This is a genomic window from Streptomyces armeniacus, assembly GCF_003355155.1.
Classification (GTDB): domain Bacteria; phylum Actinomycetota; class Actinomycetes; order Streptomycetales; family Streptomycetaceae; genus Streptomyces; species Streptomyces armeniacus.
On sequence record NZ_CP031320.1, the window covers coordinates 3025923 to 3051975 of the forward strand.

The 26053-nt window shown below is 70.2% G+C and carries 21 protein-coding genes and 2 tRNA genes; 9 read left to right on the forward strand and 14 right to left on the reverse strand.

Annotation, left to right across the window (positions count from 1 at the left end):
• Positions 1-34 precede the first annotated feature (34 nt).
• The 5 genes from DVA86_RS13180 to DVA86_RS13200 all read left to right on the forward strand — a co-directional run bounded on the left by DVA86_RS13180 (position 35) and on the right by DVA86_RS13200 (position 3573).
• Positions 35-937, forward strand: a complete 903-nt coding sequence (locus tag DVA86_RS13180) for an ATP-dependent DNA ligase (protein WP_208878349.1) — start codon at positions 35-37, stop codon at positions 935-937.
• Between the two features lie 65 nt (positions 938-1002).
• On the forward strand, positions 1003-1641 hold the full coding sequence (locus DVA86_RS13185; RefSeq protein ID WP_208878350.1) for an HAD family hydrolase: 639 nt from the start codon (positions 1003-1005) through the stop codon (positions 1639-1641).
• Between the two features lie 86 nt (positions 1642-1727).
• Positions 1728-2912: a helix-turn-helix domain-containing protein gene (locus tag DVA86_RS13190; RefSeq protein ID WP_208878352.1), complete on the forward strand. Its 1185-nt coding sequence runs from the start codon at positions 1728-1730 to the stop codon at positions 2910-2912.
• A gap of 92 nt (positions 2913-3004) precedes the next feature.
• Positions 3005-3355, forward strand: a complete 351-nt coding sequence (locus DVA86_RS13195; RefSeq protein ID WP_208878353.1) for a DUF6415 family natural product biosynthesis protein — start codon at positions 3005-3007, stop codon at positions 3353-3355.
• The gene (locus tag DVA86_RS13200; protein ID WP_208878355.1) at positions 3352-3573 is read left to right on the forward strand and encodes a hypothetical protein; all 222 of its coding nucleotides are present in this window, start codon (positions 3352-3354) and stop codon (positions 3571-3573) included. The genes DVA86_RS13195 and DVA86_RS13200 overlap by 4 nt, the downstream gene beginning before the upstream one ends.
• A gap of 925 nt (positions 3574-4498) precedes the next feature.
• On the opposite strand, the gene DVA86_RS13205 is transcribed toward DVA86_RS13200, so the two are convergent.
• Positions 4499-4771, reverse strand: a complete 273-nt coding sequence (locus DVA86_RS13205; protein ID WP_208878356.1) for a hypothetical protein — start codon at positions 4769-4771, stop codon at positions 4499-4501.
• A 113-nt stretch (positions 4772-4884) separates the two neighbouring features.
• On the opposite strand from DVA86_RS13205, the gene DVA86_RS13210 reads away from it, so the two are divergent.
• Positions 4885-5943 (forward strand): hypothetical protein, encoded by a 1059-nt coding sequence (locus DVA86_RS13210; RefSeq protein WP_208878357.1) that lies wholly within the window; start codon positions 4885-4887, stop codon positions 5941-5943.
• A 513-nt stretch (positions 5944-6456) separates the two neighbouring features.
• Positions 6457-7080 (forward strand): hypothetical protein, encoded by a 624-nt coding sequence (locus DVA86_RS13215; protein ID WP_208878358.1) that lies wholly within the window; start codon positions 6457-6459, stop codon positions 7078-7080.
• Positions 7081-7523: 443 nt separating this feature from the next.
• Here DVA86_RS13215 and DVA86_RS13220 read toward each other — a convergent pair whose 3' ends face one another.
• Both DVA86_RS13220 and DVA86_RS13225 read right to left on the reverse strand, forming a co-directional pair.
• Positions 7524-9107, reverse strand: coding sequence for a tyrosine-type recombinase/integrase (locus DVA86_RS13220; protein ID WP_208878360.1), 1584 nt, complete (start codon positions 9105-9107; stop codon positions 7524-7526).
• 85 nt (positions 9108-9192) lie between these two features.
• Positions 9193-9265 (reverse strand) — tRNA-Ala (locus DVA86_RS13225).
• 135 nt (positions 9266-9400) lie between these two features.
• On the opposite strand from DVA86_RS13225, the gene DVA86_RS13230 reads away from it, so the two are divergent.
• Together DVA86_RS13230 and DVA86_RS13235 are read left to right on the forward strand one after the other, a co-directional pair.
• Positions 9401-9952, forward strand: coding sequence for a DNA-binding protein (locus tag DVA86_RS13230; RefSeq protein ID WP_208884662.1), 552 nt, complete (start codon positions 9401-9403; stop codon positions 9950-9952).
• On the forward strand, positions 9953-11311 hold the full coding sequence (locus DVA86_RS13235; protein ID WP_208878361.1) for a serine/threonine protein kinase: 1359 nt from the start codon (positions 9953-9955) through the stop codon (positions 11309-11311). It abuts the gene before it with no gap.
• An 87-nt stretch (positions 11312-11398) separates the two neighbouring features.
• Here the strand turns inward: DVA86_RS13235 and DVA86_RS13240 are convergent, their stop codons facing one another.
• The 11 genes from DVA86_RS13240 to dnaN all read right to left on the reverse strand — a co-directional run bounded on the left by DVA86_RS13240 (position 11399) and on the right by dnaN (position 25286).
• Entirely contained in the window at positions 11399-12778 is a 1380-nt protein-coding gene (locus DVA86_RS13240; RefSeq protein WP_208878362.1) for a hypothetical protein, read from the reverse strand.
• Positions 12778-14889: a vWA domain-containing protein gene (locus DVA86_RS13245; RefSeq protein WP_208878364.1), complete on the reverse strand. Its 2112-nt coding sequence runs from the start codon at positions 14887-14889 to the stop codon at positions 12778-12780. Before DVA86_RS13245 ends, DVA86_RS13240 begins: the two co-directional genes overlap by 1 nt.
• A 215-nt stretch (positions 14890-15104) precedes the next feature.
• Positions 15105-15239 carry a DLW-39 family protein gene (locus DVA86_RS34965; RefSeq protein ID WP_003958712.1) on the reverse strand — a complete coding sequence of 45 codons (135 nt, stop codon included), beginning with the start codon at positions 15237-15239 and terminating at the stop codon, positions 15105-15107.
• Positions 15240-15359: 120 nt separating this feature from the next.
• Positions 15360-15433 (reverse strand) — tRNA-Ile (locus tag DVA86_RS13250).
• A gap of 104 nt (positions 15434-15537) precedes the next feature.
• Complete coding sequence (locus tag DVA86_RS13255; protein WP_208878365.1) at positions 15538-16209, reverse strand: DUF3566 domain-containing protein; 672 nt, start codon at positions 16207-16209, stop codon at positions 15538-15540.
• 3 nt (positions 16210-16212) lie between these two features.
• On the reverse strand, positions 16213-18852 hold the full coding sequence (gene gyrA / locus DVA86_RS13260) for a DNA gyrase subunit A (protein WP_208878367.1): 2640 nt from the start codon (positions 18850-18852) through the stop codon (positions 16213-16215).
• Positions 18853-18929: 77 nt separating this feature from the next.
• Positions 18930-21005 carry a DNA topoisomerase (ATP-hydrolyzing) subunit B gene (gene gyrB, locus DVA86_RS13265; protein ID WP_208878369.1) on the reverse strand — a complete coding sequence of 692 codons (2076 nt, stop codon included), beginning with the start codon at positions 21003-21005 and terminating at the stop codon, positions 18930-18932.
• A gap of 359 nt (positions 21006-21364) precedes the next feature.
• Positions 21365-21970 (reverse strand): DciA family protein, encoded by a 606-nt coding sequence (locus tag DVA86_RS13270; protein ID WP_208878371.1) that lies wholly within the window; start codon positions 21968-21970, stop codon positions 21365-21367.
• Positions 21963-23120: a DNA replication/repair protein RecF gene (gene recF, locus DVA86_RS13275; RefSeq protein WP_208878372.1), complete on the reverse strand. Its 1158-nt coding sequence runs from the start codon at positions 23118-23120 to the stop codon at positions 21963-21965. Before recF ends, DVA86_RS13270 begins: the two co-directional genes overlap by 8 nt.
• A gap of 51 nt (positions 23121-23171) precedes the next feature.
• Positions 23172-24053 carry a phosphogluconate dehydrogenase (NAD(+)-dependent, decarboxylating) gene (gnd, locus tag DVA86_RS13280; RefSeq protein WP_208878373.1) on the reverse strand — a complete coding sequence of 294 codons (882 nt, stop codon included), beginning with the start codon at positions 24051-24053 and terminating at the stop codon, positions 23172-23174.
• Between the two features lie 102 nt (positions 24054-24155).
• Positions 24156-25286 carry a DNA polymerase III subunit beta gene (gene dnaN, locus DVA86_RS13285; RefSeq protein ID WP_208878375.1) on the reverse strand — a complete coding sequence of 377 codons (1131 nt, stop codon included), beginning with the start codon at positions 25284-25286 and terminating at the stop codon, positions 24156-24158.
• Positions 25287-26053: the final 767 nt, after the last annotated feature.

Here is a 26053-nt window from a genome sequence, read left to right on the forward strand (position 1 = left end):
GCACGAACCGACGGCACGGACGGCACGGACGGGCATGGGCGACGACGACGGCGCGGTGGTGGTGTCTCCTCCGGTGGAGGTGATGCGGCCCCGCGCGGCCCGTTCCGTACCGGCCTCCAACGGGCTGCCCGGCGGCGTGCAGTACTCGGTCAAGCTGGACGGGCTGCGCATCGTGGCGTTCGCGCGCGGCGGCGGACGCGCGGTGCTGCAGTCGCGTTCCGGCCGGGACCGGGCGGCGGACTTCCCGGCGATCGCCGCGGGCGTGGCCGCGCTGCCCACGGGTGTGGTGCTGGACGGCGAGCTGTGCGCGTGGAAGGACGGCGCGTTCGCGTTCACGGAGCTGCTGCGCTCCCGCGCCGCGCGGGAACGGGACGGGGTGGCCCTGTCGTACATCGCGTTCGACGTGCTGGCGGTGCCGGGTCGCGACGTACGCGAGGAGCCGCTGGGGGAGCGGTGGGAGCTGCTCACCGGGGTGCTGCGGGACGCGGGGCCGCCGCTGCAGCAGGTGATGGCGACGACGGTCAGACGCGAGGCGGAGCAGTGGGAGCCGACGCTGGCACCGCTGGGGGTGGAGGGGCTGGTGTGCCGCGGCCTGGCGACCCGTTACCGGCCGGGCGACCCGCAGTCGCGCTGGCTGAAGATCCGCCGCTCCGAGTCGTACGACGCGCTGCTGGTCGCTGTCACCGGCCCGGCGGACCGCCCTCGCGCGGCACTCCTGCAACTGACGGACGGCCGCCGCGTACTGTGCTCCCCGCAGCTCACCCCGGTCCAGCGCCACCAGGTCGGCGACGCGATCACGGACCGCGTGGGCCCCGCCCGCTCGGACCCGGAACACGGCGAACTCCGCCCGGTGGAACCGGCGTTGCCGGCGGAGGTGGAAATCACCGCGGGCGGCCCGCACAGACCGGTGCGCTTCGTACGGGTGCGGGCGGAGTGAGACCGGGCTGCCCGGTGACCTTGTGACGCCTCACCTGGCACGAGTACGCCCGTAGGGTGGCCGCGATGATTACGACCGTCGCCGTCGACATCGGCGAGACCCTCACGCGCGACGACCGCTACTGGGCCGACTGGGCCGACTGGCTCGGCCTCCCCCGGCACACGCTGTCCGCGCTGGTGGGCGCGGTCGTCGCGCAGGGCCGCGACAACGCCGACGCGATCCGCATGCTCCGGCCGGGCATCGACCTCCAGGCCGAGTACGCCGCCCGCGAGGCGGCAGGCCGGGGAGAGCGGTTGGACGACAGCGACCTCTACCCGGACGCACGCCCCGCGCTGGCGGGGCTCCGCGAGGCGGGGCTGCGGGTGGTCGTCGCGGGCAACCAGACGGCCCGCGTCGCGGAGCTGCTGCGCGGCATGGACCTGCCCGCCGACACCGTGACGACATCGGGCGAGTGGGGCGTCGCCAAGCCGTCCCCCGAGTTCTTCGCACGCGTGGCGGAAGCCGCCGGGACCGAGCCGCGCCGGATCCTGTACGTCGGCGACCACCCGGCGAACGACGTGGCCCCGGCCTCGGCCGCCGGCCTCCACACCGCACACCTGCGCCGCGGCCCCTGGGGCAACCTGTGGGCGGACACGGCGGAGGCGGCAGCGGCGGACTGGCGCATCGACTCACTGCACGAACTCGCCGCGCTCACAGGCCGGTAGCCCGCCGCCTGACACGCCGGGAACCGGTGTGGACGACGTACGGCGATGGGTAACGTCCGGGGTAGCCGCTCGGAACGGAGGCCGGAATGGCCGCACCCCGAGCCGTGGAGGTGGGGCACCGCATCGCCACCGCCCGGCGCCTCGCCCGCATGACTCAGCGCGATCTCTCCGCAGCGTCGGACGTGTCGTACGGAATGGTCCGCGCTGTGGAGCGCGGTGCCCGGACGCCGGGCGACGAGGTGCTGGACGCGCTCGCGGCGGCGCTCGGCGTCGACCCGTCGCGGCTGCGGGGAGAACGGGTCACCGGCGACTCCCGCATGCAGGCGGCGCTCCCCGGGCTGTCGGCTGTGGTCGCCACGTACGACGTGCCGGAGGACGGGCCGGTGCGCCCGCTGGACGCGCTGCGCACTGCGGTTGCCGAGGCGGTGTCGTGGCGACTGGGGTCTCAGTACCTCCGTCTCGCCCAGCGAGCCCCGGAGTTGCTGGGGGAGCTGCAGCGGGCGCTGCACAAGGCGCGGGACGGCGGGGAGCGTGCTGAGCTGGCGGAGCTGCTCACCGCCGCGTACCGGGCTGCTGATGCCGTCGCGTACAAGGCGGGCGCGCATGATCTCTCCGCCCGGCTCGTCGAGTTGATGCGCTGGGCGGCCACGCAGTCCGGGGACCCCCTGCTGGATTCCGCCGCTGCCTACGTACGGGGAGAGACGTTCTTCGCGGCTGGCGCGCACGCCGCCGGACTGCAAGTGCTCGAGGCGGCGATCGACCGTACTCCCGCGGCGGACTCGCCGGAGGCCAGGGCGGCCCGGGGCGCATTGCACATGCGGGCCGCCGTGCTTGCGGGACGGGCTGGTGACGCGGACGGCGCAGAACGGCACCTGGGCGAGGCCCGTCGGCTGGGGGACACCGTTCCCGAGGACGTGTACGCGGGAACGGCGTTCGGGCCGTCCTCGGTGCGGATTCACGAGGTGTCGGTGTCGGTCGGTCTCGGGAACGATCATCTGCGGCGAGCACTGGCCATCGCCCGCGAGTGGGTGCCGCCGCAGGATCTCCCGGCTGAGCGGCGTTCGTCGTTCCACGTGGAGGTCGGGCGCGCCCAGCTCTGGTCCGGACTGCGTGACGAGGCGTTCGAGTCGCTGAAGACGGCTCGCCGCATCGCCCCGCAGCATGCCCGTGACCACCAGTGGGTCCGGGAGGACATCGCCACGCTGCGGCGGTTGAAGCGAGCGGCCCGCGAGGAGCTGTCGCATTTCGCCGACTGGTGTCGCGTCATCTGAATGCGCGGCGGGACTGCCACAGGCTGTGGCAGTTGTGCCCGGTACGTCCGGCGACCATCTGGCCACACAGAGAGAACAGATGGGACCTGACCATGAGCGAGCCCCTCGCGCCTCCGGCGCCGACTCCCGAGGACGTTGCACAGATCCGCGCGACGGTCGACCGCGCGCTGCGACCGCTGGCGCTGCCCGCCCGGCCTGAGATGGCCGACCTTGAGCAACGGCTCCGGGAGTACGTCGAGTTGCTGCTGCCTGCCGCCGAAGCGGTCATGAGCGCACTGCGGCGCGGATCGGTGGACTGGTGCCGGCACCATGAGCACCTCGACCGCATCCGCCGCCACGCCGGTCAGGGTCTCGGCGGCACCCCGCTGTCCGCGCACGTGCAGCTGCGGCACCTCGCCCGCGACTGCGCCGCGCTCCTGGAGTACGTGGAGTGTGAGCGGTGACCGCGGCGGATGAGCTGCTGTCTCCGGGCGGGGAGTGCGCCGTGTGCAAGGAACAGGTGGACGAACGGGTGCTGGTCGCGGTGGTCGAGGTCGGCTCAGGTCCCGGCCATCTCGTCCATGGCTGCCTGCCGTGCGCCCGCGCACGGGCCCGCTCCCCGTTCGCCCCGCCGTGGCTCGCGGAGGACCTGGCCGCCATCGATGCGGACCGGATGACGTAAGAAAGCGCTTCGCGCACCCTGTGTGGCGCGCTGCTTACTCGAACGGAGTGCGGGTCGTCGCCGGGGTGGACGGGAGAGGGGCTCCCCTGTTGGGGAGCCCCTCTCCGGGAGCCGTTGTGGAGCCTAGGAGAGTCGAACTCCTGACATCCGCCATGCAAACGCGCCCGCCGCCGTAGCTCACGGCTTCTACCTGCAACTTCGGCAGCGAGTATGGCCCCGAAGACACCTGTGGGGCCCCGTTTCGCCGGAGTTTCACGGCCAAAACCATGGCCGCGACTGAGCGCCTGGGAATGGCGACGGACGCAAGAATGACCCCAGAGACACGGCTTGCGTTGCCGCGGGCTCAGGGTTGGCCTTACAGAACCACGGTGGCAGCAGCGGCCGGGCAATTCACCCGCGAAGCCGAAGCCCGCGTTTCCTCTACTCAGGGTCCTCCCTACGGGCTCGGATCCGACGCCGACGCCGAGCACGCGCGGCTCGGTCAGCCACAGCCAATGTGAGGGCGGCACCGAGTGAACCAAGGAACTCGGGCAGAGCAGAACTCAGAATGTCGAACACGGGCGCCACGACGCATCGAAGGGTTCGTCGTGCGTCGTTTCCCCTCAACAAAGTTCGCTGTTGGGCGCGCCCTCCGACCGGCACCAGGGCCAGCCCCCCGTACGGAGTTCGTCGCGACGCCTTTCACTCCGAACCCTGAGTCGCGCACCGACTTGGTCATGGTCAGCACTCGGACGCCGCAGCACCACGCGGTGCCGCAGCACATTCTGCCGAATGGGCAAGCGTTAGTCCAACTCCGTTGGCCATGCTGTTGGTTAGCTGTCTGAGCCCGCTGCGGGACGGCCGTTCGAGGTGCTCGGCTCTTCCGTACGACGGTGCTACATGTGTGGAGGGCTCACCACGACACCTTGCGGCTTGCTGTCGAGCATCACGGCTGGCGTGCGGCCTCGTCGTGGACGGTGGGATGGACGCGATACGTGACGGCGGGCTGTTGGCCACGCGTGCCCCGGCGCTGAGGCTGGGTTGCCCGAAGGTAGCCGTGCGCCTGGAGCAGCTGGAGAGCGGGGGCGGTGTTGGCGAGGGCACTGTAGCGGCCCGCGATGTGGTCGATGAGCTCGCCTTCGGGCGAGAGGGCGGCGAGCTGGCCGTGCCGGGCGAGTTGTTCGGCGAGCTTCTCCGGAGTGCCGCATGACTGCCTCACCACCCGACGGGTAGTCGGTGGCGACGGCCAACTCACCCCAATTCTGGTTGTGTTGCACTGTATGACCGTCAGAGGACTGGTGTTACCTTTTGAGGAAAAAGGGGTGTCTTGCCATGAGCACGGCTATATACCGGCGCCAACTGGAGCAGAGACGGAAGGACCTCGCGGGAGCACAGAAGAAGGCGGGGGAGTTCCGGAAGAAGGAGTCGGACAAACGGACGGCCGCCAACAAGGCCCGGGAGGCTGCGGGGAAGAAGAGCGGCAGCATGGCGGCGAGTAAGCAGCGAGAGGCGAGTCGTCACGAGGCCGCTGCTACAGCTGCCAGCAAATCTGCCAGCACCTGGGACGGCAAGGTCGCCCGCTTCCTAAAGGAGATCGGCGGGCTGGAAGCCAAACTCGCCAAGGCAGAGGCAGCCGAGCGTGCTGCGGCAGACAAGGTCCGCCAGCGGGAACAGGAGCAGGCGGAACGTCGCGCAGCCTTAGCGCAGCAGGAGATCGAAGGCCGTTTGTCGACGACAGAGGGGCAAGTGTCCACGATGCTGGAGGAAATTCGAGCGCCGAGACCTGAGAAGCTACGGATCCTGCTGCTGGGTGCCTCGTCCGAAGGCGACTTGCGGGTTGGGAGGGAGCAGCAGCGGATCCGCGCCGCCGTGCAGGCCGCCACACACCGTGACCTGGTCGAGCTGGAAGTTCATCCGGCCGCGACGACGGCGGTCTTCCTCGACGCGTTGCCCCGGTTCCGTCCGCACGTAGTGCACTTTTCCGGGCACAGCGCCGAGAACTTGATCGCATTCGAGAAGGACGAAGACGACTTCCACGAAAGCGCCATCGTCAACGCCGACGCCTTCGCCCGGGCCATCGCGGCTGTAGACGACAAGCCGCTGCTGGTCCTGCTCAACTCCTGCGACTCCGCCGCGCAGGCCATGAAGCTCATCGATACGGTCCCGTTCGCCATCGGCATGTCCGACACCATCGACGACGGCGACGCCGTCAACTACGCCGCACGGTTCTACGCCACCGTGGCCGAAGGACAGTCCGTGCAAGCAGCCCACCTGTTCAGCCAAGCCGCGATGGAGATGAACGGCCTGAGCGGACACGACCTGCCGACCCTCAACTGCGCTCCGAACGTCGACCCCGCCGTCGCCAAGCTAGTGACCCCGCCCCCGGAGTAGAAACCAGACAACCAGTCGAACGGCCCATGGGACCGAACCTACGGGCCGTTCACCGGCTGCTCCTGACCGCGGCTGCACGGTGGTACAACACCGCGCCCAAGCCGTTCACCATGCGCTGCTCTTGGAGGTCGGCGGAGTTGGCGCTCACCCGCGCCTTCGCCGGAGTGCCGCGATCCTCTTGGCGCCGCCCAGGTTTACGACCACAACGACAAGGCGATGCCATCATCGAACATGCCTCGCCGTCCCTATGATCGGCCACAACCAGCACGCGATCACTGTGCTCACCCTTAATGACAAGCGGCGTACGCTCCGGCGGGGTGGTGGACACTGGTTATGCAGTGTGCAGCATGGTGACGGTGGCGTCGTCCCCACCCCCTCAAGGCGAGTTCGACTCCTGAGCCTGATCCCATCCCGTACTCCCACCCGTCGCGGTCGGCGGCCGGACTGCCACTACCGGACTGCGGACACACACCGGCATACTCGACTCACTTTCAGTGACGATCGGGAGGGCGAGTGTTCAAGGCGTGGCGTGAGGAGTATCGAGCCAACCAGGCCATGAAGCGGCAGATCAAGCTGGATGAATGGGAGCAGGAGAAGCGCTGGCGGGAGGAGGACCGGACCGCGAGACAGAAAGCGATCATGGAGAACACCACCGCCCTGGCCACGCACAACGAGAACCTCAAGGCAGCGGCCGGTGTCTCTTACTTGACCCTGGTCTGCCACGAGGACACATGGACCTTCATGGCCACCCGGGCCTTCGGCCAGTGGCAGCCAGCCTGGACCCAGAGCACCTACGGCGGGCCCCTCTATGTTCGATACGCTCCGAACAGCGCCGAAGTACGGGCCTTCGCTGTGGACCCGAACTTGCCAGACGGGCGAATCAAAAAGATCTCCGACGGGAAAGTCCGGCACGGGATGCAGGAGGTGATCCTTTCCGGGCACAACCTCACCCAACTCCTGGGCGCGCTACACGACGAGGCGGACGAGGATAACGTCGCGGACTCCGCCCGCTGCGGCAGGCTCTACAACAAGCTCGCTGAGTTCGTGGACCTGATCGATCCAGACGCCGTGGCCGGCCAGACCACCGGCGTCAAGTTCCGCATTGACGACAGCGTGGACGCCGCGCACGTGCAGTAGCCCTTCACGCAGAACGAATGGGCCGCCCTGGCCAGATATCCAAGGGCGGCCCTCGCGACACAGGGAGCGGGCAACCGAGCCCACGGATCTCAGCTTCTCTACGCTGCGGGACTTAGGCCGCAGCGGACGCTGGCACGGTTCCACCCCTCGGGCAGCGTAGTCGGGCGCCCTACCCCCTTGATCAGATCACCGAGATGCGGGCATCCCGGCGGGCGGCGTGATGCGGCGTGGGGAGCCCTGGCTGGCCTGACTAGGGCAGGAGAGGAACGTCATGGTCGGTCACAGACCAGCCACATCTCGCCGTTACTGAGCGTGGGCGGCTACCTACTTCCCCGGCCCCAGGCCCAGAGGTCGTTCAGTTCATTCAGGGGAATTGGCTGACCTGGTGTTTTGCTCCCGTGGAGGCGTTCAGGGGAAACGGCAATTCCCCTGAATGCCCTGACTCAGCCCTGTCGTCTCCCCTGAGCGCGTTTCCGCAGGTCAGCGATTTCCCCTGAATGAACTGAACGAGTTGAGGCCGACGCCCTCCGAAGAGGGCACCGGAGGGTATCTCTGTCACGTTGAGTAGCGTCACGACGTGGCGGGTTCTCGACTGTCATGCGGCGAGCGGACCGTCGCTCCGCGCCCGCGGCCAGCGTCGACGAGGCCCTCCTTCTTGAGCTGGGCAAGGGCGCGGTGCCGTGGGAGATCTCGTAGGTGCCCGCCAGGTCGTCGAGGGTGGGGAAGCGGGAGCCTGGCAGCATGACGCCGTCCTGGATGGCTTCGCGCAGCTCGGCAGCGACCTTCTCCCACGTCGCAAGCTCGCGTTGCGGGGGTGGGGTGTCGTTGGGCCCGGGAAGCCGGCCGGGGAGGATTTCGGAGGCGCGGCGGTCGGCTTCCTCGACCCAGGCTGCGTAGTGCCGGAGAGTCGTGGCGCCGGCGCTGTGGCCGTGTCGGTCCGAGACCGTGCGGAGGTCGACTCCGGCGACGATGAGCTCGGTGACGGAGTAGTCGCGCAGCGATTGCATGCGACTGCTGCGGAGGCCCTGGCGGTGAGCGTCACGGCCGTACCGCTGGGTCACGGTGTTCTTCTTCATCGGCTCGGCGGCTGTTGGCTCGAGCGAGAAGACAAAGCACGCCTGGCTGATCTCGGCGCCGAAAGCTGCGGCGCGCCTGCGTTGGCGTTCCAGGTGAGCGCGGAGCAGGTCGGCGGTGATGGGGTCGATGGCCACGCGGCGGATGCGTTTGGTCTTGGTCTTCTTGAGCCGGTTGCGCTTGTTCGTGGCGCGGCGCACGGAGAGCACGCCGGCGTCGAAGTCGACGTTCATCCAGCGGAGCGCGCACAGCTCGCCGCGGCGGAAGCCGGTGACGGCGACCAGGAAGAGCAGAGTCGCCCAGTCCGGGTCACGGTGCCAGGCGTGGTTCAGGAGGGTGGCGACCTCGGCGTTGGAAGGCGGATCGGGCTCAGGGTCGTCCTCGGGTGGGGAGTCCACGAGGTCCATGGGGTTGCGGGTGAGGTAGCCCCATCGGAAGGCGCGTTCGAGGGCGGGCCGGAGGATGTAGTGCAGCTTGCGGAGGTAACCGTTGGACAGCGGTGCGCACATGTGGCGCGTGCCGGTGTCGGGGTCGGTGCGGCCGTTCAGTCTGCCCTCGCACTGGTCGCGGCAGCGCCCCAGGCGGGCGTAGAGGAGTTCCACAGTCTGTGGATGGAGCTTCGCCGCGGCGGTATCGCCGAGGGCTGGCTTGATGTAGAGGCGGATCGCGCACTCGTAGCGTTCGCGGGTGACCTCTTCGAGGCGTGCGACGGCCAGCCACTGGTCGATGGCCTGCCCTACGGTGATCTTGCTTTTCGGGTGGCGCTGTTCGTCGACCTGGGAGAGGAGGCGGGTGCGGGCCTTCTCGGCTTCGCCCCAGTCGTCGGCCTGCTCGTAGAGGTAGATGGGCTTCTTGGTGAGCGGGTCGAGGCCGGCGTAGACACGGGTCTGGAAGCCGTTCCCGTGGGGGCGGATGCTGCCGCGCTCTCGGCGGTGCTTTGCAGCCTTCGTCATGGCTGAGGAACCTATTCATGGCCAGGGCCATGGCCACGACGAGGCGCGGGAGCCGCCGAAGCAACCCCCGCGCAGGTCGCGCGTGTGGAGCCTAGGAGAGTCGAACTCCTGACATCCGCCATGCAAAGACGGCGCTCTACCAACTGAGCTAAGGCCCCGCTGGCCACCAGAGTACCGGGTCCCGCGGACGAATTCCGACCGGGTATCGCCCCATGGCCATCACCCTCCGTAGGATGCACGGCAAGTTCGCGCCAGCGAAGCGACACCACCGGGGAGTCCAGGGGAGAGACGTGATGGACGCAGCACAGCAGGAAGCAGCTGCCAAGGCGCAGGAGCTGCAGAGCCAGTGGTACGGGGAGCCCCTCGGGACGCTCTTCCGCCGGCTGATCGACGACCTGGGGTTGAACCAGGCCCGACTCGCCACCGTGCTGGGGTTGTCCGCGCCGATGCTCTCCCAGTTGATGAGCGGGCAGCGGGCGAAGATCGGCAATCCGGCGGTCGTGCAGCGGGTGCAGGCGTTGCAGGACCTCTCGGCGGATGTGGCACGGGGCGATGTGAGTGCCGGAGACGCTACGCAGCGTATGGACGAGATCCGGCGTACGGCCGGGGGGAGTGTGCTCAACAACACGTCACAGACGGCGTCGTCGGGCGCCACGCAGACGCCGGTGAAGCGGGTGGTGCGGGAGATCCAGTCGCTGCTGCGGTCGGTGTCGGACGCGGCGGACATCATCGAGGCGTCCGCGGCGCTGGCGCCGTCTCATCCCGAACTGGCAGAGTTTCTGCGGGTGTACGGGGCGGGCCGCACGTCGGACGCGGTGAAGCACTACGAGGAGCACCAGAGCTGAATGGGCGAGATCTTCGCGGGACGCTACGAGCTGGTGGATCCGATCGGGCGCGGCGGTGCCGGCGAGGTCTGGCGGTCCTGGGACCACCGGCGTAAGCGGTACGTGGCCGCCAAGGTGCTTCAGCAGAGCGACGCGCACACGCTGCTGCGCTTCGTACGGGAGCAGGCGCTGCGTATCGATCACCCGCATGTGCTGGCGCCGGCCAGCTGGGCGGCGGACGACGACAAGGTCCTGTTCACCATGGATCTGGTCAGCGGGGGTTCGCTGGCGCATCTCATCGGGGACTACGGGCCGTTGCCGCCGTCGTTCGTGTGCGTGCTGCTGGACCAGTTGCTGGCGGGGCTGACGGCGGTGCACGCGGAGGACGTGGTGCACCGGGACATCAAGCCCGCCAACATCCTGCTGGAGCCGACGGGCACAGGCCGCCCGCATGTGCGCCTGTCAGATTTCGGCATCTCCATGCGCAAGGGCGAGCCGCGGCTGACCGAGACGAACTACGTGGTGGGCACTCCGGGTTACTTCGCGCCGGAGCAGATGATGGGCGCCGAACCGGACTTCACCGCGGACCTGTTCGCGGTCGGTCTGGTGGGGCTGTTCATGCTGTCCGGGCAGAAGCCCGACTCGATGGAGCTGATGGAGCGCTTCAAGCGGGGCGGCGTACAGAGCCCGCCGGAGCGGGTGCCGGAGCCGTTGTGGCAGGTGCTCGGGACGCTGCTGCAGCCCGATCCGCAGAACCGGTTCCGTACGGCCACGGGTGCGCGCAAGGCGCTCGCGGGGGCGGCGGAGATGCTGGGCGGGGACGGGACGCTGGAGCAGGAGGTCGTGGAGGTCTTCGACCATCTCGGGCCGCTGCCGCAGGGGTTCGGGCCGGACGGGCCCGTGGGCGGGTCGGCGCCGCCGGCTGCGGCCGCGCCCGCCGGTGCGCCCGCGGGCACACCGCCGTACGGGCAGGGGCAGGTGCAGGGGACGGGGCAGGGGACGGACAGCTTCCATCTGCCGCCTCCGCAGGGCGCGTTCGGCGGGCCGCCGCCTGAGCAGCCCGCGACGCCGCCCTCCGCACCGCCTGCCGCGCCTCCCGTGACGCCGCCGCCCGCCTCCGGCGCGCCGGACACACCGGCGACGCCGACCCGCCCGTACGACCCGTACGGGGCGCGGCAGGCGCCCGCTGCGCCCGTCGCCGCCACCGGTCCGGCCACGCCCACCGGCCCGGCCACACAGGCCGCGGCCGCCTACCCCGGAGGTGCCGGTGCCCCCGCGCCCGTACGGCGACCGGGACCGCCCCCGAAGGTGGCGATCCCGGTGCTGATCGTGGCGGTGATCTGCCTCGCGGTGGGCGTCTGGGCGCTCACCGCCTCGTAACGCGGAACACGGGACCCGCGGTCCGGACCCGTACGCGGCCCGGACCCGTACGCGCGGCCCGGTCCCGTACGCGGACCCCGTACGCCCCTAGCCCCAGCCCTGCGGCGGCTGCTGGCCCCAGCCCCCGCCCGGCCCCTGCGGCCCCGTCCCGGCCCCCGGTACCGGCGCGCCCGGCGCACCGCCCGCAGCCGCCGCCCGCCGCCTCGCGGTGAGCGTCCACACGGCCAGCCCCGCGATGAGCACGGTGCCCGCGCCGATCCCGGCGTACGCGACGAGCTTCAGGTTGTCGCCCTCGTCCGCCTGGGCCGCGGTCTGGCCCTTCTCGGCCTGCTCCTTGTCGTCGCCGGTGACGCCGAAGCCGGCCTCGGTCGCGTCGCCGTCGTAGGCGGGCGCCGCCTTCGGCTTGCCCTTCAGGGTGGTGCGCAGGGTGACCGGCACGGCCCCCTTGGCGAACTTGCCGACCTCGGCGTGCGCATGCACGGACACGTAGTACCAGCCCGCGACGGACGCGTTCGCGGCGGCGTCGCCGTACGAGTACCGGCTGAGGTACGTGACCGGGTGCGCGGCCGCGGGCACCTGCTCCGGTTCGTCGGCGCTGTACATGGCGCCTTCGCCGCCGATGTGGCCGCGTGCGGGGCTGTAGAGGTCGACGCGTACGCCGTCGCCGGCGTAGGCGGTGTCGTCGGTGGTCTGGGTGGTGCCGAACTCGGCGCTCATCACCAGCTGCTGGCCCCAGTCGACCGGCACCCGGTACCAGCGGGTCTCGCCGGGCCGCAGCCGGTCCTTCCACACGCCCGCGTCCATGCCGGCGGCGTCGTTGAAGCCGGTGCCGCCCTTGATGTCCCGGGCTTCGCCGGTGGGCAGGTCAGGCGCGCCGGTCGGCAGGTCGCCCTCTTCGGGCGGGCTGGTGGAGGTGACGTTCTTCAGGCCGGGTTCCTGCATGAAGCGGAGTTCCAGCGGCCACTTGGAGGGGTCGGAGGTGCTTTCGGCGGCGCGTTCGACGGAGAGGTTGTAGACGCCGGGCTCCTGGCAGTCGCCGTCCGGCTCGGTGACGCGGGCGACGTTGACGGCGAGCGGGCGTGCCGCGCCGTCGGCGCCGAAGTCGACGTCGTTGCTGGCGCATTCGGTGCCGTCGGTGGCCTCGAGGGTGAGCGTGAGCCCTTCGGCGAACGCGACCTTGCTGCCGGGCTTGGGCTGCGCGACCGCGGACAGCCAGGGAGTGGACTTCGCGTCGAGCTCGACGCTGTAGTACTTCTTCTCACTCGGCCCGATCTCGTCGGAGTACGTGCCGCCCTTCGCGAGCCGCGGTCCGTCGGCGCTGCTGGCGGTGCCCTTGCGGGGCTCCGTGTCGTCGGCCGTGCGGTAGGCGGGCAGGTCGCCCGGGTCCGCCGTCGCCGTGCCCGGCAGTGCCGCCACCGCGCACAGCGCGGCCGCCGCGGCCACGCCGCCTCTCGTCGTGCGCCGCATCACCACGCGCCTCCCCTTGTCGAGTCCTCCGGGCCTGTCCCCGTACCTGTGCCTGTTCCGCTGCCTGTTCCGCTGTCCGTTCCGGCGTGCACGCCTGCGCCTGCCCACGCGCCCGCGGCTGCCGGTGCGCCGCGCCCGCGCCGGGCCCGTACGTACGCCGCCGCCAGTCCGCCGAGCAGCGCGACACCCGTACCGCCGGCGACCGCGGCGACGACCGGACCGGACCATCCTGCACCGTCGCCGCCGCCGTCGCCCGCCCCGGTGCCGTTCTCCTCGCGGTCGCCGCCGCCGGCCGCGTCCCGTACGGGCGGCGCGTTGTGCTGCGGGCCGGTCTTCTGCCGCCCCTTCACGTCGACGCGGAGGATCACGCCGACCGCCGCGTTCTCGGCGATACGGGCGGCCTCGGCGCCGAGCGTGACGGCGATGTAGTAGTCGCCGTTCCGGTGTACGGGGGTGACGCCGCCGCTCGTCTCGTAGCGGTTGGTCCAGGACACGGGGACGGTGCCGTGCGACACGGCGGTCGGCTCGCCCGTGTACGTGGTACGCGGTGTGAACTCGGCGCCGTCGGCCACCGGGTGGCGGCCGGGGGAGTAGACGTCGGTGCGTACGAAGGACAGCGCGGAGGTGTCCTCGTCCAGTGTGGGCTCGTTGGCGAACTCCACGTCGTAGCGCACCTGCTGGCCCCAGCCGACCGGCACCCGGTACCAGCGGGTCTGTGCGGGCAGCAGGGTGTCCTTCCAGACGCCCTTGCCGAGCTTCGCGGCGTCGTTGAAGCCGGTGCCGCCGTGCGTCGTCTCGGGGGCGCCGGTGGGCAGCCGCGCGTCCTTGCCGCCGGCCCCGTACTCCGGTGCGGACTGGGCGGGCGTGACGCCCTTGCGCAGCGGCTCCTCGGTGGTGTGGCGGATCTCCAGCGGCCAGCGGGCGCGGTCGGAGGACGCCTCGCTCTTCCGGGTCACGGCGAAGTGGTACGTGCCGGCCTTGTCGCAGCTGCCGCCGCCGTCCGCGGACGGGATGCGCGCGGCGGCGCCGGTGAGCGGGTGGGCGCCCTCGTCCTGGCCGAACGAGACGGTGTTCCGCTCGCAGGTCGGCGCGTACTCGCCGGTGCCGGCGAGCGTCACCTCCAGCCCGTCGCCGAACGCGACGGGCACGCCCGGCTGGGGCACCGCCGTGGCGGCGAACTCGGCGGTGGACGCTGCGTCCAGCTCGGCCTCGTACCAGCGGGTCTCGCCCGGCCCGATGGTGTCCAGGTACTGCCCGGCGCCCACCGGTTCGGCCCGTGCCGCGCTGCCGCCGCCGGTGATGCGGGTGCCCTTGAAGCGGTAGCCGTCGGAGGACAGCCGCGCGGCCCGTTCCAGCTGCCGGGCGAGGGCCTTGGCGTCGGGCGCGTCGTAGTACGAGCCGTGCCCGGCCTCCGCGACGCACTCCAGCTGCTCGCGTGCCTTGCCGCGTACCTGGAAGCCGATGGTGTCGATGCGCAGATCGACTCCCTTCGCGCCGAGTTGCGCGGCGACCTTGCAGGGCTCGGGTGCGCCGCAGTTGTCCTCGCCGTCGGAGATCAGCAGGATGCTGCGGCGGCCGATGGCGCCTTCGGGGGCCGCGGGCAGGTCCTGGGCGGCCTTGCGCAGGGACAGCCCGATGGGGGTGTCGCCCTTGGGCTCGACGGCGGCGACGGACGCCTTGATGCCGGCCCGGTCCAGTGGCCGTACGGGCGTGACGAGGCGGGTGTCCTCGCAGCCGCGCGGCTTGTCGGCGCCGTAGACGCGGAGCCCGGTGGGGTGGCCGTCGGGGAGCCCGTCGACGACGGTGCCGACTGCCTTGCGCGCGGCGGCGATACGGGTGCTGCCGGCGCCGTCGCCGTCGGCCATGGAGCCGGACGAGTCGAGCACCATGACGGTGGAACTCCCGCTGCCCGTACGGCCGTCGGACGCGGCCGCGGCCGCGGGGGAACTGCCGCTGCGGGTACGGCCGCTGTCCGAACCGCTCTCGGGCCCGCTGCCCGAACCGTTGTCATCCGCAACCGCCGCGGGCCCCTCCGGTGCCGCAACTGCCGCTGTTCCGCCGCCCGTCACGGCGAGCAGCGCCCCACCGAGCGCCGTAACCACCCTTGCCATACGGTGTTGTGCCATGTCCGCCCCCTCGCACCCCGGCCGTTCCGGAAGCTTTGCTCAGGCACCGTATTTCTTTGCAAGAGCACATTTCAAGGGGGAGGGCGTCACGGTACCGCAACAGCGCCCGGCCGCGGTGCCTCACAGCCGGGCACCGCACACGCGACGAGGCCCCGACCGCGCTCGGCGGTCAGGGCCTCGTGGCCGAACTTTCCAGCAGCTCACACACCCGAGCCTGCGGGCACGGAGTCGGTCGCCTCCGTCCACAGATCCTGCTCGGCGCGATCCGCCTGGATCTGGCGGTACACGAGGAGCCCGCCGATGGCGGCCAGTGCGACCAGGAGAAGCTTCTTCACCGCGCTACCTCGTCATTCTTAGACGTTGGGACCTTTGGCGCCCGATGATACCCAACGGCACCCTCTGACAAAGCGGACGGCCCGGGTGGCGATTGTCTCCACCCGGGCCGTCCGGAGCTGTGGGGCTAACAGGACTTGAACCTGTGGCCTCATCCTTATCAGGGATGCGCTCTAACCATCTGAGCTATAGCCCCGCGCTGCACCGAAAGATTAGCGCACTTCAGGCCCCGCCCCAAAATCGGTTACGGGCCCTCCGTACGGGCTCCCGCGCAGCCGCTCCCGGACCGTGTCCCCGGCCTCACTCGTCCTCGGCGAGCGTGACCTCCACGCCGCCCACGAAGCCGGCCGACAGGTTGTAGATGAACGCGCCCAGCGTCGCCAGGGCCGTCGCCAGCACCACGTCGATCAGCGCCACGATCGAAGTGAACAGCAGCACCCGCGGCAGCGACAGGAACTGCTGCAGGTCGAAGCCGCCGCCGTCGTCCGAGGACGTCGCTTCGCTGATGGTGTCGCCGAGGGCGGCGAAGACGCCCATCGCGTCCATCACCATCCACAGCACCGCGACGGCCACGACCGTGCAGACGCCCAGCGCTATCGACAGCAGGAAGCTGACCTTCATCACCGACCACGGGTCGGCCTTGGACACCCGCAGCCGCGCCTTGCGCGTGCGCGGGACCGTACGCGCCCCGGTGCGCGCCAGACGGCGTGCGTCAGCGGCGCCCGCGCCCGAGCCCAGCGTCGCGCCCGTGCCGACGCCCGCGGCCGCAACCCCGCCCGTACCAGCGTGGCCGCCGGACTGCACGTCGTCCGACTGCGGCGACGGGTAGGCACGGGGCGGATGGTGCGGCTGAGGTGGGCCCGCCGGCGGCGGCTGCGGCCCCGGCGGCTGAGCCGGTGGCTGCGGCCCCGCCTGCGGCTGAGCCTGCGGCGGCTGTGGCTGTGCCTGCTGCCGGGGCTGGGCACCACTCACGCCTTACTCCTCGTCGCTCGACGTGGCCGGAGGTTCGGACTCGGAACCCGGCTGGCCCGCCTCGGACTCGGAACCGTCCTCTGACTCGGCGGCTCCGGCCTCGTCCACGACGGCCTCGACTTCCTCGGCTTCACGACCGGCCTCGGCATTGCGGGCGACGCCGACCACGGCATCCCGCTTGCCCAGGTTGATCAGTTGGACGCCCATCGTGTCACGGCCCGTCTCCCTGACCCCATTGACCCGTGTCCGGATCACACCGCCGCTCAGCGTGATGGCGAGGATCTCGTCCGTTTCCTCCACCACCAGGGCGCCGACCAGCTCACCACGGTCCTCCACGATCTTGGCCGCCTTGATACCGAGGCCGCCGCGACCCTGGACGCGGTAGTCGTCGACCGCCGTCCGCTTCGCGTAACCGCCATCGGTGGCGGTGAAGACGAACGTACCCTCCCGGACGACATTCATCGAGAGCAGCTCGTCGCCTTCCCGGAAACTCATTCCCTTCACACCCGACGTCGCCCGCCCCATCGGCCGCAGCGCGTCGTCGGTCGCGGTGAAGCGGATCGACTGCGCCTTCTTGCTGACGAGCAGCAGGTCGTCGTGGGGGAACACCGGCTCGGCGCCGATCAGTTCGTCGTCGCGCCCGTCGTCCATCTCCCGCAGGTTGATGGCGATGACACCGCCCGAGCGGGGCGAGTCGTAGTCCTTCAGCGGCGTCTTCTTCACCAGCCCGGACTTCGTGGCCAGCACCAGATACGGCACCGCCTCGTAGTCCCGGATGGCGAGGATCTCGGCGATCCGCTCATCCGGCTGGAACGCCAGCAGGTTCGCCACGTGCTGGCCGCGCGCGTCCCGTCCGGCGTCGGGGAGCTCGTACGCCTTCGCGCGGTACACCCGGCCCTTGTTGGTGAAGAACAGCAGCCAGTGGTGCGTGGTCGAGACGAAGAAGTGGTCGACGATGTCGTCTTCCTTCAGCTTCGCCCCGCGTACGCCCTTGCCGCCGCGCTTCTGGGCGCGGTAGTCGACCGTCTTGGTGCGCTTCACATAGCCGCCACGGGTGATCGTGACGACGATGTCCTCCTCGGCGATCAGGTCCTCGATGGACATGTCGCCCTCGAACGGCACCAGCTTCGTCCGCCGGTCGTCGCCGAACTTGTCGACGATGGCGGCCAGCTCCTCCCCGATGATCTCCCGCTGCCGGGCCGGGGAGGCGAGGATCGCGTTGTACTCGTTGATCTTCTGCTGCAGCTCGTCGTGCTCGGCGGTGATCTTCTGCCGCTCCAGCGCTGCCAACCGCCGCAGCTGCATCTCGAGGATCGCGTTCGCCTGGATCTCGTCGATCCGCAGCAGGCCCATCAGGCCCTCGCGCGCCTCGTCGACGGTCTGGCTGCGCCGGATCAGCGCGATGACCTCGTCGATCGCGTCCAGCGCCTTCAGCAGGCCGCGCAGGATGTGCGCGCGCTCCTCCGCCTTGCGCAGCCGGTACTGCGTACGGCGCACGATCACGTCGATCTGGTGCGCCACCCAGTGCCGGATAAACGCGTCCAGCGACAGCGTCCGCGGCACGCCCTCGACCAGCGCCAGCATGTTCGCGCCGAAGTTGGTCTGCAGGTCGGTGTGCTTGTAGAGATTGTTCAGGACGACCTTCGCGACCGCGTCCCGCTTCAGCACGACGACCAGCCGCTGGCCCGTACGCGACGAGGTCTCGTCCCGTACGTCCGCGATGCCGCCGACCCGGCCCTCCTTCACGAGGTCCGCGATCTTCAGCGCCAGATTGTCCGGATTGACCTGGTACGGCAGTTCGGTGATCACCAGGCACTGCCGGCCCTGGATCTCCTCGACCTCCACCACCGCGCGCATCGTGATCGAGCCGCGCCCCGTGCGGTACGCCTCCTCGATGCCCGACCGGCCCACCACCAGCGCGCCCGTCGGGAAGTCCGGGCCCTTGATGCGCTCGATCAGCGCGTCCAGCAGCTCCTCGCTGCTCGCGTCCGGGTGGTCCAGATACCACTGGGCACCGGACGCCACCTCGCGCAGGTTGTGCGGCGGGATGTTGGTGGCCATGCCGACGGCGATCCCGGCCGAGCCGTTGATCAGCAGGTTCGGGAAGCGCGCCGGCAGGACCGTCGGCTCCTTGTTCCGGCCGTCGTAGTTGTCCTGCAGATCGACGGTCTCCTCGTCGATCTCCCGCAGCATCTCCATCGCCAGCGGCGCCATCCGGCACTCCGTGTACCGCATGGCCGCGGCCGGGTCGTTGCCCGGGGAGCCGAAGTTGCCGTTCGAGTCGACCAGCGGCATCCGCATCGACCAGTGCTGAGCCAGCCGGACCAGGGCGTCGTAGATCGACGAGTCGCCGTGCGGGTGGTACGTGCCCATGACGTCACCGACGACGCGGGCGCACTTGTAGTAGCCCTTCTCCGGGCGGTAGCCACCGTCGTACATCGCGTACAGCACACGCCGGTGCACCGGCTTCAGACCGTCGCGGATGTCGGGCAGCGCACGCGACACGATCACGCTCATCGCGTAGTCGAGGTACGAGCGCTGCATCTCCGTCTCCAGGCTCACCGGCTCCACACGGAGCCCGGCGCCCTCGGCGACGGTGCTGCCCTCTTCGGGCACGTTCTCAGGGGGGTTCTCGTCGGCCATCGCTGGTCAAAGTCCTTGTCTGTGCTGCTGCGCGGCTGCCGGGGAGGGGGAGGCGCCGACCGGAGGTCGGAGCCGGCTCAGATGTCCAGGAACCGGACGTCCTTGGCGTTGCGCTGGATGAACGAGCGCCGCGCCTCCACGTCCTCGCCCATCAGGATCGAGAACAGGTCGTCGGCGGCGGCCGCGTCGTCCAGCGTCACCTGGCGCAGCACCCGGTGGTCGCTGTCCATCGTGGTGATCCGGAGCTCCTCGGCGTTCATCTCGCCCAGACCCTTGAAGCGCTGGATCGCGTCGTCCCGGATCCGCTTTCCCTGCTCGCGGCCGAGCTGGATCAGGCTGTCCCGCTCCCGGTCGGAGTACGCGTACTGGTGCTCGTCACGGCCCCACTTGATCTTGTACAGCGGAGGCTGGGACAGGAACACATGGCCCGCCTCGACCAGCGGGCGCATGAACCGGAACAGCAGCGTCAGCAGCAGCGTGTTGATGTGCTGACCGTCGACGTCGGCGTCCGCCATCAGAATGATCTTGTGATAGCGGAGCGTCTCGATGTCGAAGTCCTCGTGGATGCCCGTGCCGAACGCCGAGATCAGCGCCTGCACTTCGGCGTTCTGCAGCACGCGGTCGATCCGCGCCTTCTCCACGTTCAGGATCTTGCCGCGGATCGGCAGGATCGCCTGGTACTTCGGGTTGCGGCCGGACTTCGCCGAGCCGCCCGCCGAGTCACCCTCGACGATGAAGATCTCGCACTTGACCGGGTCGTTGGACTGGCAGTCCGACAGCTTGCCCGGCAGCGACGCCGTCTCCAGCAGCCCCTTGCGGCGCGTCAGGTCGCGCGCCTTGCGCGCCGCCACCCGCGCCGTCGCGGCCTGGATGCCCTTGCGGATGATGTCCGCGGCCTCGCTCGGGTGGCTGTCCAGCCAGTCCGACAGGTGCTCGTGCACGATCCGCTGCACGAACGTCTTCGCCTCGGTGTTGCCCAGCTTCGTCTTCGTCTGGCCCTCGAACTGCGGCTCGCCCAGCTTCACCGAGATGATCGCCGTCAGCCCCTCCCGGATGTCCTCACCCGTGAGGTTGTCGTCCTTCTCCCGCAGCAGCTTGCGGTCCCGGGCGTAGCGATTGATCAGACCCGTCATCGCCGCGCGGAAGCCCTCTTCGTGGGTGCCGCCCTCGTGCGTGTGGATCGTGTTCGCGAAGGAGTACACACCCTCGCTGTACTGGTTGTTCCACTGCATCGCGATCTCGACCGAGAGCATCCGCTCCTTGTCCTCGGCCTCGATGTCGATGACCGTGGGGTGGATCAGCTCGCCCTTGCGGGAGTTGAGATACGTGACGAAGTCCCGGATGCCGCCCTCGTAGTGGTAGCGGACCGAGTTCTGGTTGCCCTCCTCGTCCACGTGCTCCGCGCGCTCGTCCGTCAGCGAGATCGTCAGACCCTTGTTGAGGAACGCCATCTCCTGGAAGCGGCGCGCGAGCGTCTCGAACGAGTAGTCCGTCGTCTCGAAGACGTCGGGGTCCGCCCAGAACGTCGTGGTCGTGCCTGCCTCGTCCGTCGCCTCGTTCTTCTGCAGCGGCGCCGTCGGCACACCCAGCTTGTAGTCCTGAGTCCAGCGGAAGCCGTCCCGCCGTACCTCCACCGCGACCTTCGTCGACAGCGCGTTCACCACGGACACACCCACACCGTGCAGACCGCCGGAGACCGCGTAACCGCCACCGCCGAACTTGCCGCCGGCGTGCAGCACCGTCATGACGACCTCGAGCGCCGGCTTCTTCTCCGACGCGACGATGCCCACCGGGATACCGCGCCCGTTGTCCGACACCCGTACGCCGCCGTCGCTCAGCAGCGTGACCTCGATGGTGTCGGCATGGCCCGCGAGCGCCTCGTCGACCGAGTTGTCGACCACCTCCTGCACCAAGTGGTGCAGACCGCGCTCACCCGTCGACCCGATGTACATGCCCGGGCGCTTACGGACCGCGTCCAGGCCTTCGAGGACGGTGATATCACTGGCGTCGTACGACGGCACACCCGGAGCGGCTGCGGACTCGGGCACAACGGTGCCTTCTGCCACGTCATCGCCCTCGGGGCCGTTATCGGACGTATTGCTCTGGTTTGGGTTGCCGGAATCGGCCACGAAGCGCCCTTTCTGGCACAGCACAGGCCGTCTCCTGGGCATAGCGGAGCGGCTGCGTCGTTCGACATGTTCCGCAACGGGGCGGCTTCCGTCCAGTGTACCGGTGGCCCGGCCATGAATGGGGCTTTGCCGGTACCTGAGTCCTCATGTGCCGTCCTTGGATGGCCTCAGCCGACTCCCTATATGCGGACCGGGGGCCCAAGAGGCTCACAGCGCCACTCAGCGCTTCCGCCTGTCAACGGTCCGCACCTGTGTGTGTTGCCTCACCCTTACGCGCCCGGCACCCCTCGCGGGCCGTACCGGAGGCGGTTCCGGAGGCCTGGACGATGGCCGGTTCACGCCCCCGCCACCGGCGGCCGTACGCGCGCGTCCGCACCGCCGCCTCAGCCGTACGTGTCCCCCGGACCCGTACTCCCCGGCGCCCGCAACGGCCCGTACCTCCGGACCGGCGCCTCCGGGCCCCGCACCTTGATCACCTTTACGGTGCCCTGCCCCAGCTCCTCGTTCAGCCGCGCCACCAGCCGCGGCGCCAGCAGCCGCAACTGCGTCGCCCACGCCGACGAATCGCAGCGCACCAGCAGGCTCCGCTCCTCCTCGTCGTAACGCTGCGGCTCACAGTGCTGCGCCACCTCCGGCCCCACCAGCTCCGGCCACCGCCCCATCACCCCGCCGACCGCCGCCGGCGCCTCCCAGCCGCGCTCCGTGATCAGCCTGCTCACCGCCGCGCCCAACGGCAGCGGATCACGCCCGTCCCGCCCCGCACCAGACCGCAGCCCCGTACGGCGGGACTGCTTGCGCTGCTGCGCCGCCGCACCACGCTCACGCGCCTTCTCCTTCGCCGCCCGCAGCGCCACACGCGCCAGATCCACCCCCGACGGCTCCGGCCGCGCGCCCTCCGCGGGCACCTCGGGCCGCTCCGACTGGTCCGGCTGACCCGCCTTGCCCGACCGGCCCGCACCGTCCGGCAGTTCGGGAGTCCCCTCACTCATCGCGGGACACCTCGCCGCCCGCCACCGCGAACCGCGCACCCGACAGCAGCTCCGGCACATCCGCCTCCACCGCCGCCGTCACCAGCACCTGCTCGCCCACCGCCACCAGCTCCGCCAGCCGCGCCCGCCGCTGCACATCCAGCTCCGCGAACACGTCGTCCAGCACCAGCACCGGCTCGTTGCCCTCGCTCTTCAACAGGTCGTACGACGCCAGCCGCAGCGCCAGCGCCAACGACCAGGACTCCCCGTGGCTCGCGTACCCCTTCGCCGGCAACTGCCCCAGCTTCAGCACCAGATCGTCCCGGTGCGGCCCCACCAGCGTCACCCCCCGCTCGAGCTCCTGCTTGCGCGCCTCCGCCAGCGCCGCCAGCAACTGCCCGTACAACTCCTCGCGCGAACCGCCCTCCACCGGAGACCGGTACTCCAGCGCCACCGGGCCGCCGCCCGGCGCCAGTTGCTCGTACGCCTTGTCCGCCAGCGGCCGCAGCGCATCGATCAGCGCCAGCCGCTGCGCCAGCAACTCCGCGCCCGCACGCGCCAGATGCTGATCCCACACATCCAGCGTCGCCAGCTCGGCACCCCCCGCGCCGCCGTCCGAACCTGACTGGGCACCGCCCCGGCGCCCCGACTGCCGCCGCGCCACCGACGCCGACTTGAGCAGCGTGTTCCGCTGCTTCAGCACCCGGTCGTAGTCCGACCGCACCCCCGCCATCCGCGGCGCACGCGCCGTCACCAGCTCGTCCAGAAACCGGCGGCGCTCCCCCGGATCGCCCTTCACCAGCGCCAAGTCCTCCGGCGCGAACAGCACCGTCCGCACGATCCCCAGCACATCCCGCGGCCGCACCTGAGAGGAACGGTTCACCCGCGCCCGGTTCGCCCGCCCCGGATTCAGCTCCAGCTCGATCAACTGCTGCCGGTCGCCCTGCCGCACCGCGGCCCGTACGACCGCCCGCTCCGCACCCATCCGCACCAGCGGCGCGTCCGACGACACCCGGTGGCTGCCCAGCGTCGCCAGATAGCCCACGGCCTCCACCAGATTCGTCTTGCCCTGGCCGTTCGGGCCCACGAACGTCGTCACGCCCGGCCCGAGAGCGACCTCGACCCGGGCGTACGAACGGAAGTCGGCAAGGGACAGATGCGTGACGTGCACGGTTGCGCGCTGACCTCCCTGACCGGCTGCGGCACACGGCCGCCCGCTGCCCTACTTCTTCGTACTCTCCACCGCGTGCCCGCCAAACTGGTTCCGCAGCGCGGCGATCATCTTCATCTGCGGCGAGTCCTCCTGCCGCGACGAGAAGCGCGCGAACAGCGACGCCGTGATCGCGGGCAGCGGCACCGCGTTGTCGATCGCCGCCTCCACCGTCCAGCGGCCCTCACCCGAATCCGCGGCGTAACCACGCAGCTCCGACAGGTGCTCGTCGTCGTCCAGCGCGTTCACCGCCAGGTCCAGCAGCCAGGAGCGGATGACCGTCCCCTCCTGCCACGAACGGAAGATCTCCCGCACGTCCGTGACCGAGTCCGCCGCCTCCAGCAGCTCCCAGCCCTCCGCGAAGGCCTGCATCATCGCGTACTCGATGCCGTTGTGGACCATCTTCGCGAAGTGCCCCGCACCGACCTTGCCCGCGTGGACGGAGCCGAACTGCCCCTCGGGCTTCAGCGCGTCGAACACCGGCTGCACCTTGGCCACGTGCTCGGCGTCACCGCCGTACATCAGCGCGTAACCGTTCTCCAGGCCCCAGACACCGCCCGAGACACCGCAGTCGACGAAGCCGATGCCCTTGGCCGCCAGCTCCCCGGCGTGCTTCTCGTCGTCCGTCCAGCGGGAGTTGCCGCCGTCCACCACGATGTCACCCGGCGACAGCAGCTCCGCCAGCTCGTCCACGGTCGACTGCGTCGCGGCACCGGCCGGGACCATCACCCAGACCACCCGTGGGCCCTTCAGCTTTTCCACCAGCTCACCGAGACTGTGGACATCGGCGAGGCCCGGGTCGCGGTCGTATCCGATGACGGTGTGGCCCGCGCGGCGGATGCGCTCGCGCATGTTGCCGCCCATCCTGCCCAGGCCGACGAGACCGAGCTCCATCTTGACGCCTTCCTTCGGTGCTGTTGCTGGCGTTCCGTACCTGGGTACGAGCCTACGCCCGGAGGTACGCGCGCATCTGTGGGCCCAACCGCTCAGAGGCGCCTATCCGCTCAGGCGCACGGGCATGATCAGGTACTTGTACGCGTCGTCCGCCTCGACGTCCTTCGCGGGCCTGCCGCTCAGCAGCGCCGGCTTGGTCGACGTGGTGAACGACAGCTGAGCCACCGGAGAGTCGATCGCGCTCAACCCCTCCAGCAGGAAGCCCGGGTTGAACGCGATCGAGACGTCGTCGCCCTCCAGGTCCGCGTCCACACGCTCCACAGCCTGTGCGTCGTCGCTCGACCCCGCCTCCAGGGTCAGCACACCCTGCTCGAAGCTCAGCCGGACCGGAGTGTTCCGCTCGGCGACCAGCGCCACGCGCTTCACCGCCTCGACGAACGGCGCCGTCTCGATCACCGCGACCGAGTTGAACTCCGTCGGGAACAGCGTGCGGTACTTCGGCAGGTCGCCCTCGAGCAGCCGCGTCGTCGTACGCCGCCCGGCGCCCTCGAAGCCGATCAGCCCTTCGCCGGCACCCGAGCCCGACAGCGCCAGCGACACGCTGTCGCCGCCGCTCAGCGACTTCGCCGTGTCCAGCAGCGTCTTGGCGGGCACCAGCGCGACCGCCGAGGTGTCCGGGCTCTCCGGCTTCCACAGGAACTCGCGGACCGCGAAGCGGTAACGGTCGGTGGAGGCCAGCGTGACCGTGTCGCCCTCGATCTCGATCCGTACGCCGGTCAGCACCGGCAGCGTGTCGTCCCGCCCGGCTGCGATGGCCACCTGGGCGACGGCCGCCGCGAACACCTCACCCGGCACGGTGCCGGTCGCGGACGGCATCTCCGGCAGCGCCGGATACTCCTCCACAGGCAGTGTGTGGAGTGTGAACCGCGAGGATCCGCAGACCACCATGACGCGGACGCCCTCGGTGGAGATCTCGACGGGACGGTTCGGCAGCGACCGGCAGATGTCGGCGAGCAGCCGGCCGGACACGAGGACGGTGCCGTCCTCCTCGACCTCGGCCTCCACCGAGACGCGGGAGGAGACCTCGTAGTCGAAGCCCGACAGGCTCAGTGCGCCTTCCTCCGCCTTCAGCAGCAGTCCCGCGAGGACCGGCACCGGTGGACGGGCGGGGAGGCTCTTGGCGGTCCACGCCACCGCCTCCGCGAGTACATCGCGCTCTACCCGGATCTTCACCTTCAGCCGCCTCCTGCTCTTGCTGCTGGCCTCTTGCCGGGGTCCAGTCTGACGCACGCCGCTGACAGTCGGGACCCAAGCGGGTCAAGTCGTTGCGGGCGGGGTAGGACCCCTCGATCCCGAGTTGTGCACAGCACCCACTTCGAAGCATTTCCCGGGCTGACTCAAGGTGGTCGTAGTAGTAGGGCTTGTGGAAACCGGGGATAACTCCGTTTCCGCTGGTCAGGCCCCGAATTTTGTCCACCGCGGGCTGTGGGCGCGGCAGTGGACGGACGGCCGTCGCTGTGGACGCCGGAAAGTTCTGCACACCCCGTGCACAGCCCTCGTTGACTTCCCCACAGCCCCGCCCACAGGTTTCGCCGACTTCTCAACAGGGCATGGGGTCGGGTCGGTGTGACCTGATTCACTCGGACCGGTGAGACCCCGCGTCGCGTTGCCGAACAGTGGACAAGGGTGTGGAGAAGCTGGGGACAACACGGCGTTTGCTGTGGGCGGCCGGTGGACAACATCATGTGCCGCTTGTGTGCCGCTGAAGCGTCCACAGCCTGTGGACATCACTTGCCCACAATTCCCCAGCCACTTGACCTCCCAAGATCTTCTCGCGGTGGGCGCCGCTGTGGAGGCTTTCGGGACAACTCGGCGGTCCCCAGGGTGTGGACGCCAACTCGGGCCGTTTCCTGTGGAGTACGCGGTGCGGGAGCACCGTAATCGAACAACGCGAAGCGCCCCCGGAAGGAACTCCGGGGGCGCTTCGGGCGAACGAGCGG

Excerpts from the sequence above, each read along its gene's own strand:
- DVA86_RS13180 (WP_208878349.1), top strand. The coding sequence starts at position 35 with ATGGGCGACGACGACGGCGCGGTGGTGGTGTCTCCTCCGGTGGAGGTG.
- DVA86_RS13185 (WP_208878350.1), top strand. The coding sequence starts at position 1,003 with ATGATTACGACCGTCGCCGTCGACATCGGCGAGACCCTCACGCGCGAC.
- DVA86_RS13190 (WP_208878352.1), top strand. The coding sequence starts at position 1,728 with ATGGCCGCACCCCGAGCCGTGGAGGTGGGGCACCGCATCGCCACCGCC.
- DVA86_RS13195 (WP_208878353.1), top strand. The coding sequence starts at position 3,005 with ATGAGCGAGCCCCTCGCGCCTCCGGCGCCGACTCCCGAGGACGTTGCA.
- DVA86_RS13210 (WP_208878357.1), top strand. The coding sequence starts at position 4,885 with ATGAGCACGGCTATATACCGGCGCCAACTGGAGCAGAGACGGAAGGAC.
- DVA86_RS13220 (WP_208878360.1), bottom strand. The coding sequence starts at position 9,107 with ATGACGAAGGCTGCAAAGCACCGCCGAGAGCGCGGCAGCATCCGCCCC.
- DVA86_RS13230 (WP_208884662.1), top strand. The coding sequence starts at position 9,401 with ATGGACGCAGCACAGCAGGAAGCAGCTGCCAAGGCGCAGGAGCTGCAG.
- DVA86_RS13235 (WP_208878361.1), top strand. The coding sequence starts at position 9,953 with ATGGGCGAGATCTTCGCGGGACGCTACGAGCTGGTGGATCCGATCGGG.
- DVA86_RS13240 (WP_208878362.1), bottom strand. The coding sequence starts at position 12,778 with ATGCGGCGCACGACGAGAGGCGGCGTGGCCGCGGCGGCCGCGCTGTGC.
- DVA86_RS13245 (WP_208878364.1), bottom strand. The coding sequence starts at position 14,889 with ATGGCAAGGGTGGTTACGGCGCTCGGTGGGGCGCTGCTCGCCGTGACG.
- gyrA (WP_208878367.1), bottom strand. The coding sequence starts at position 18,852 with ATGGCCGACGAGAACCCCCCTGAGAACGTGCCCGAAGAGGGCAGCACC.
- DVA86_RS13270 (WP_208878371.1), bottom strand. The coding sequence starts at position 21,970 with ATGAGTGAGGGGACTCCCGAACTGCCGGACGGTGCGGGCCGGTCGGGC.
- gnd (WP_208878373.1), bottom strand. The coding sequence starts at position 24,053 with ATGGAGCTCGGTCTCGTCGGCCTGGGCAGGATGGGCGGCAACATGCGC.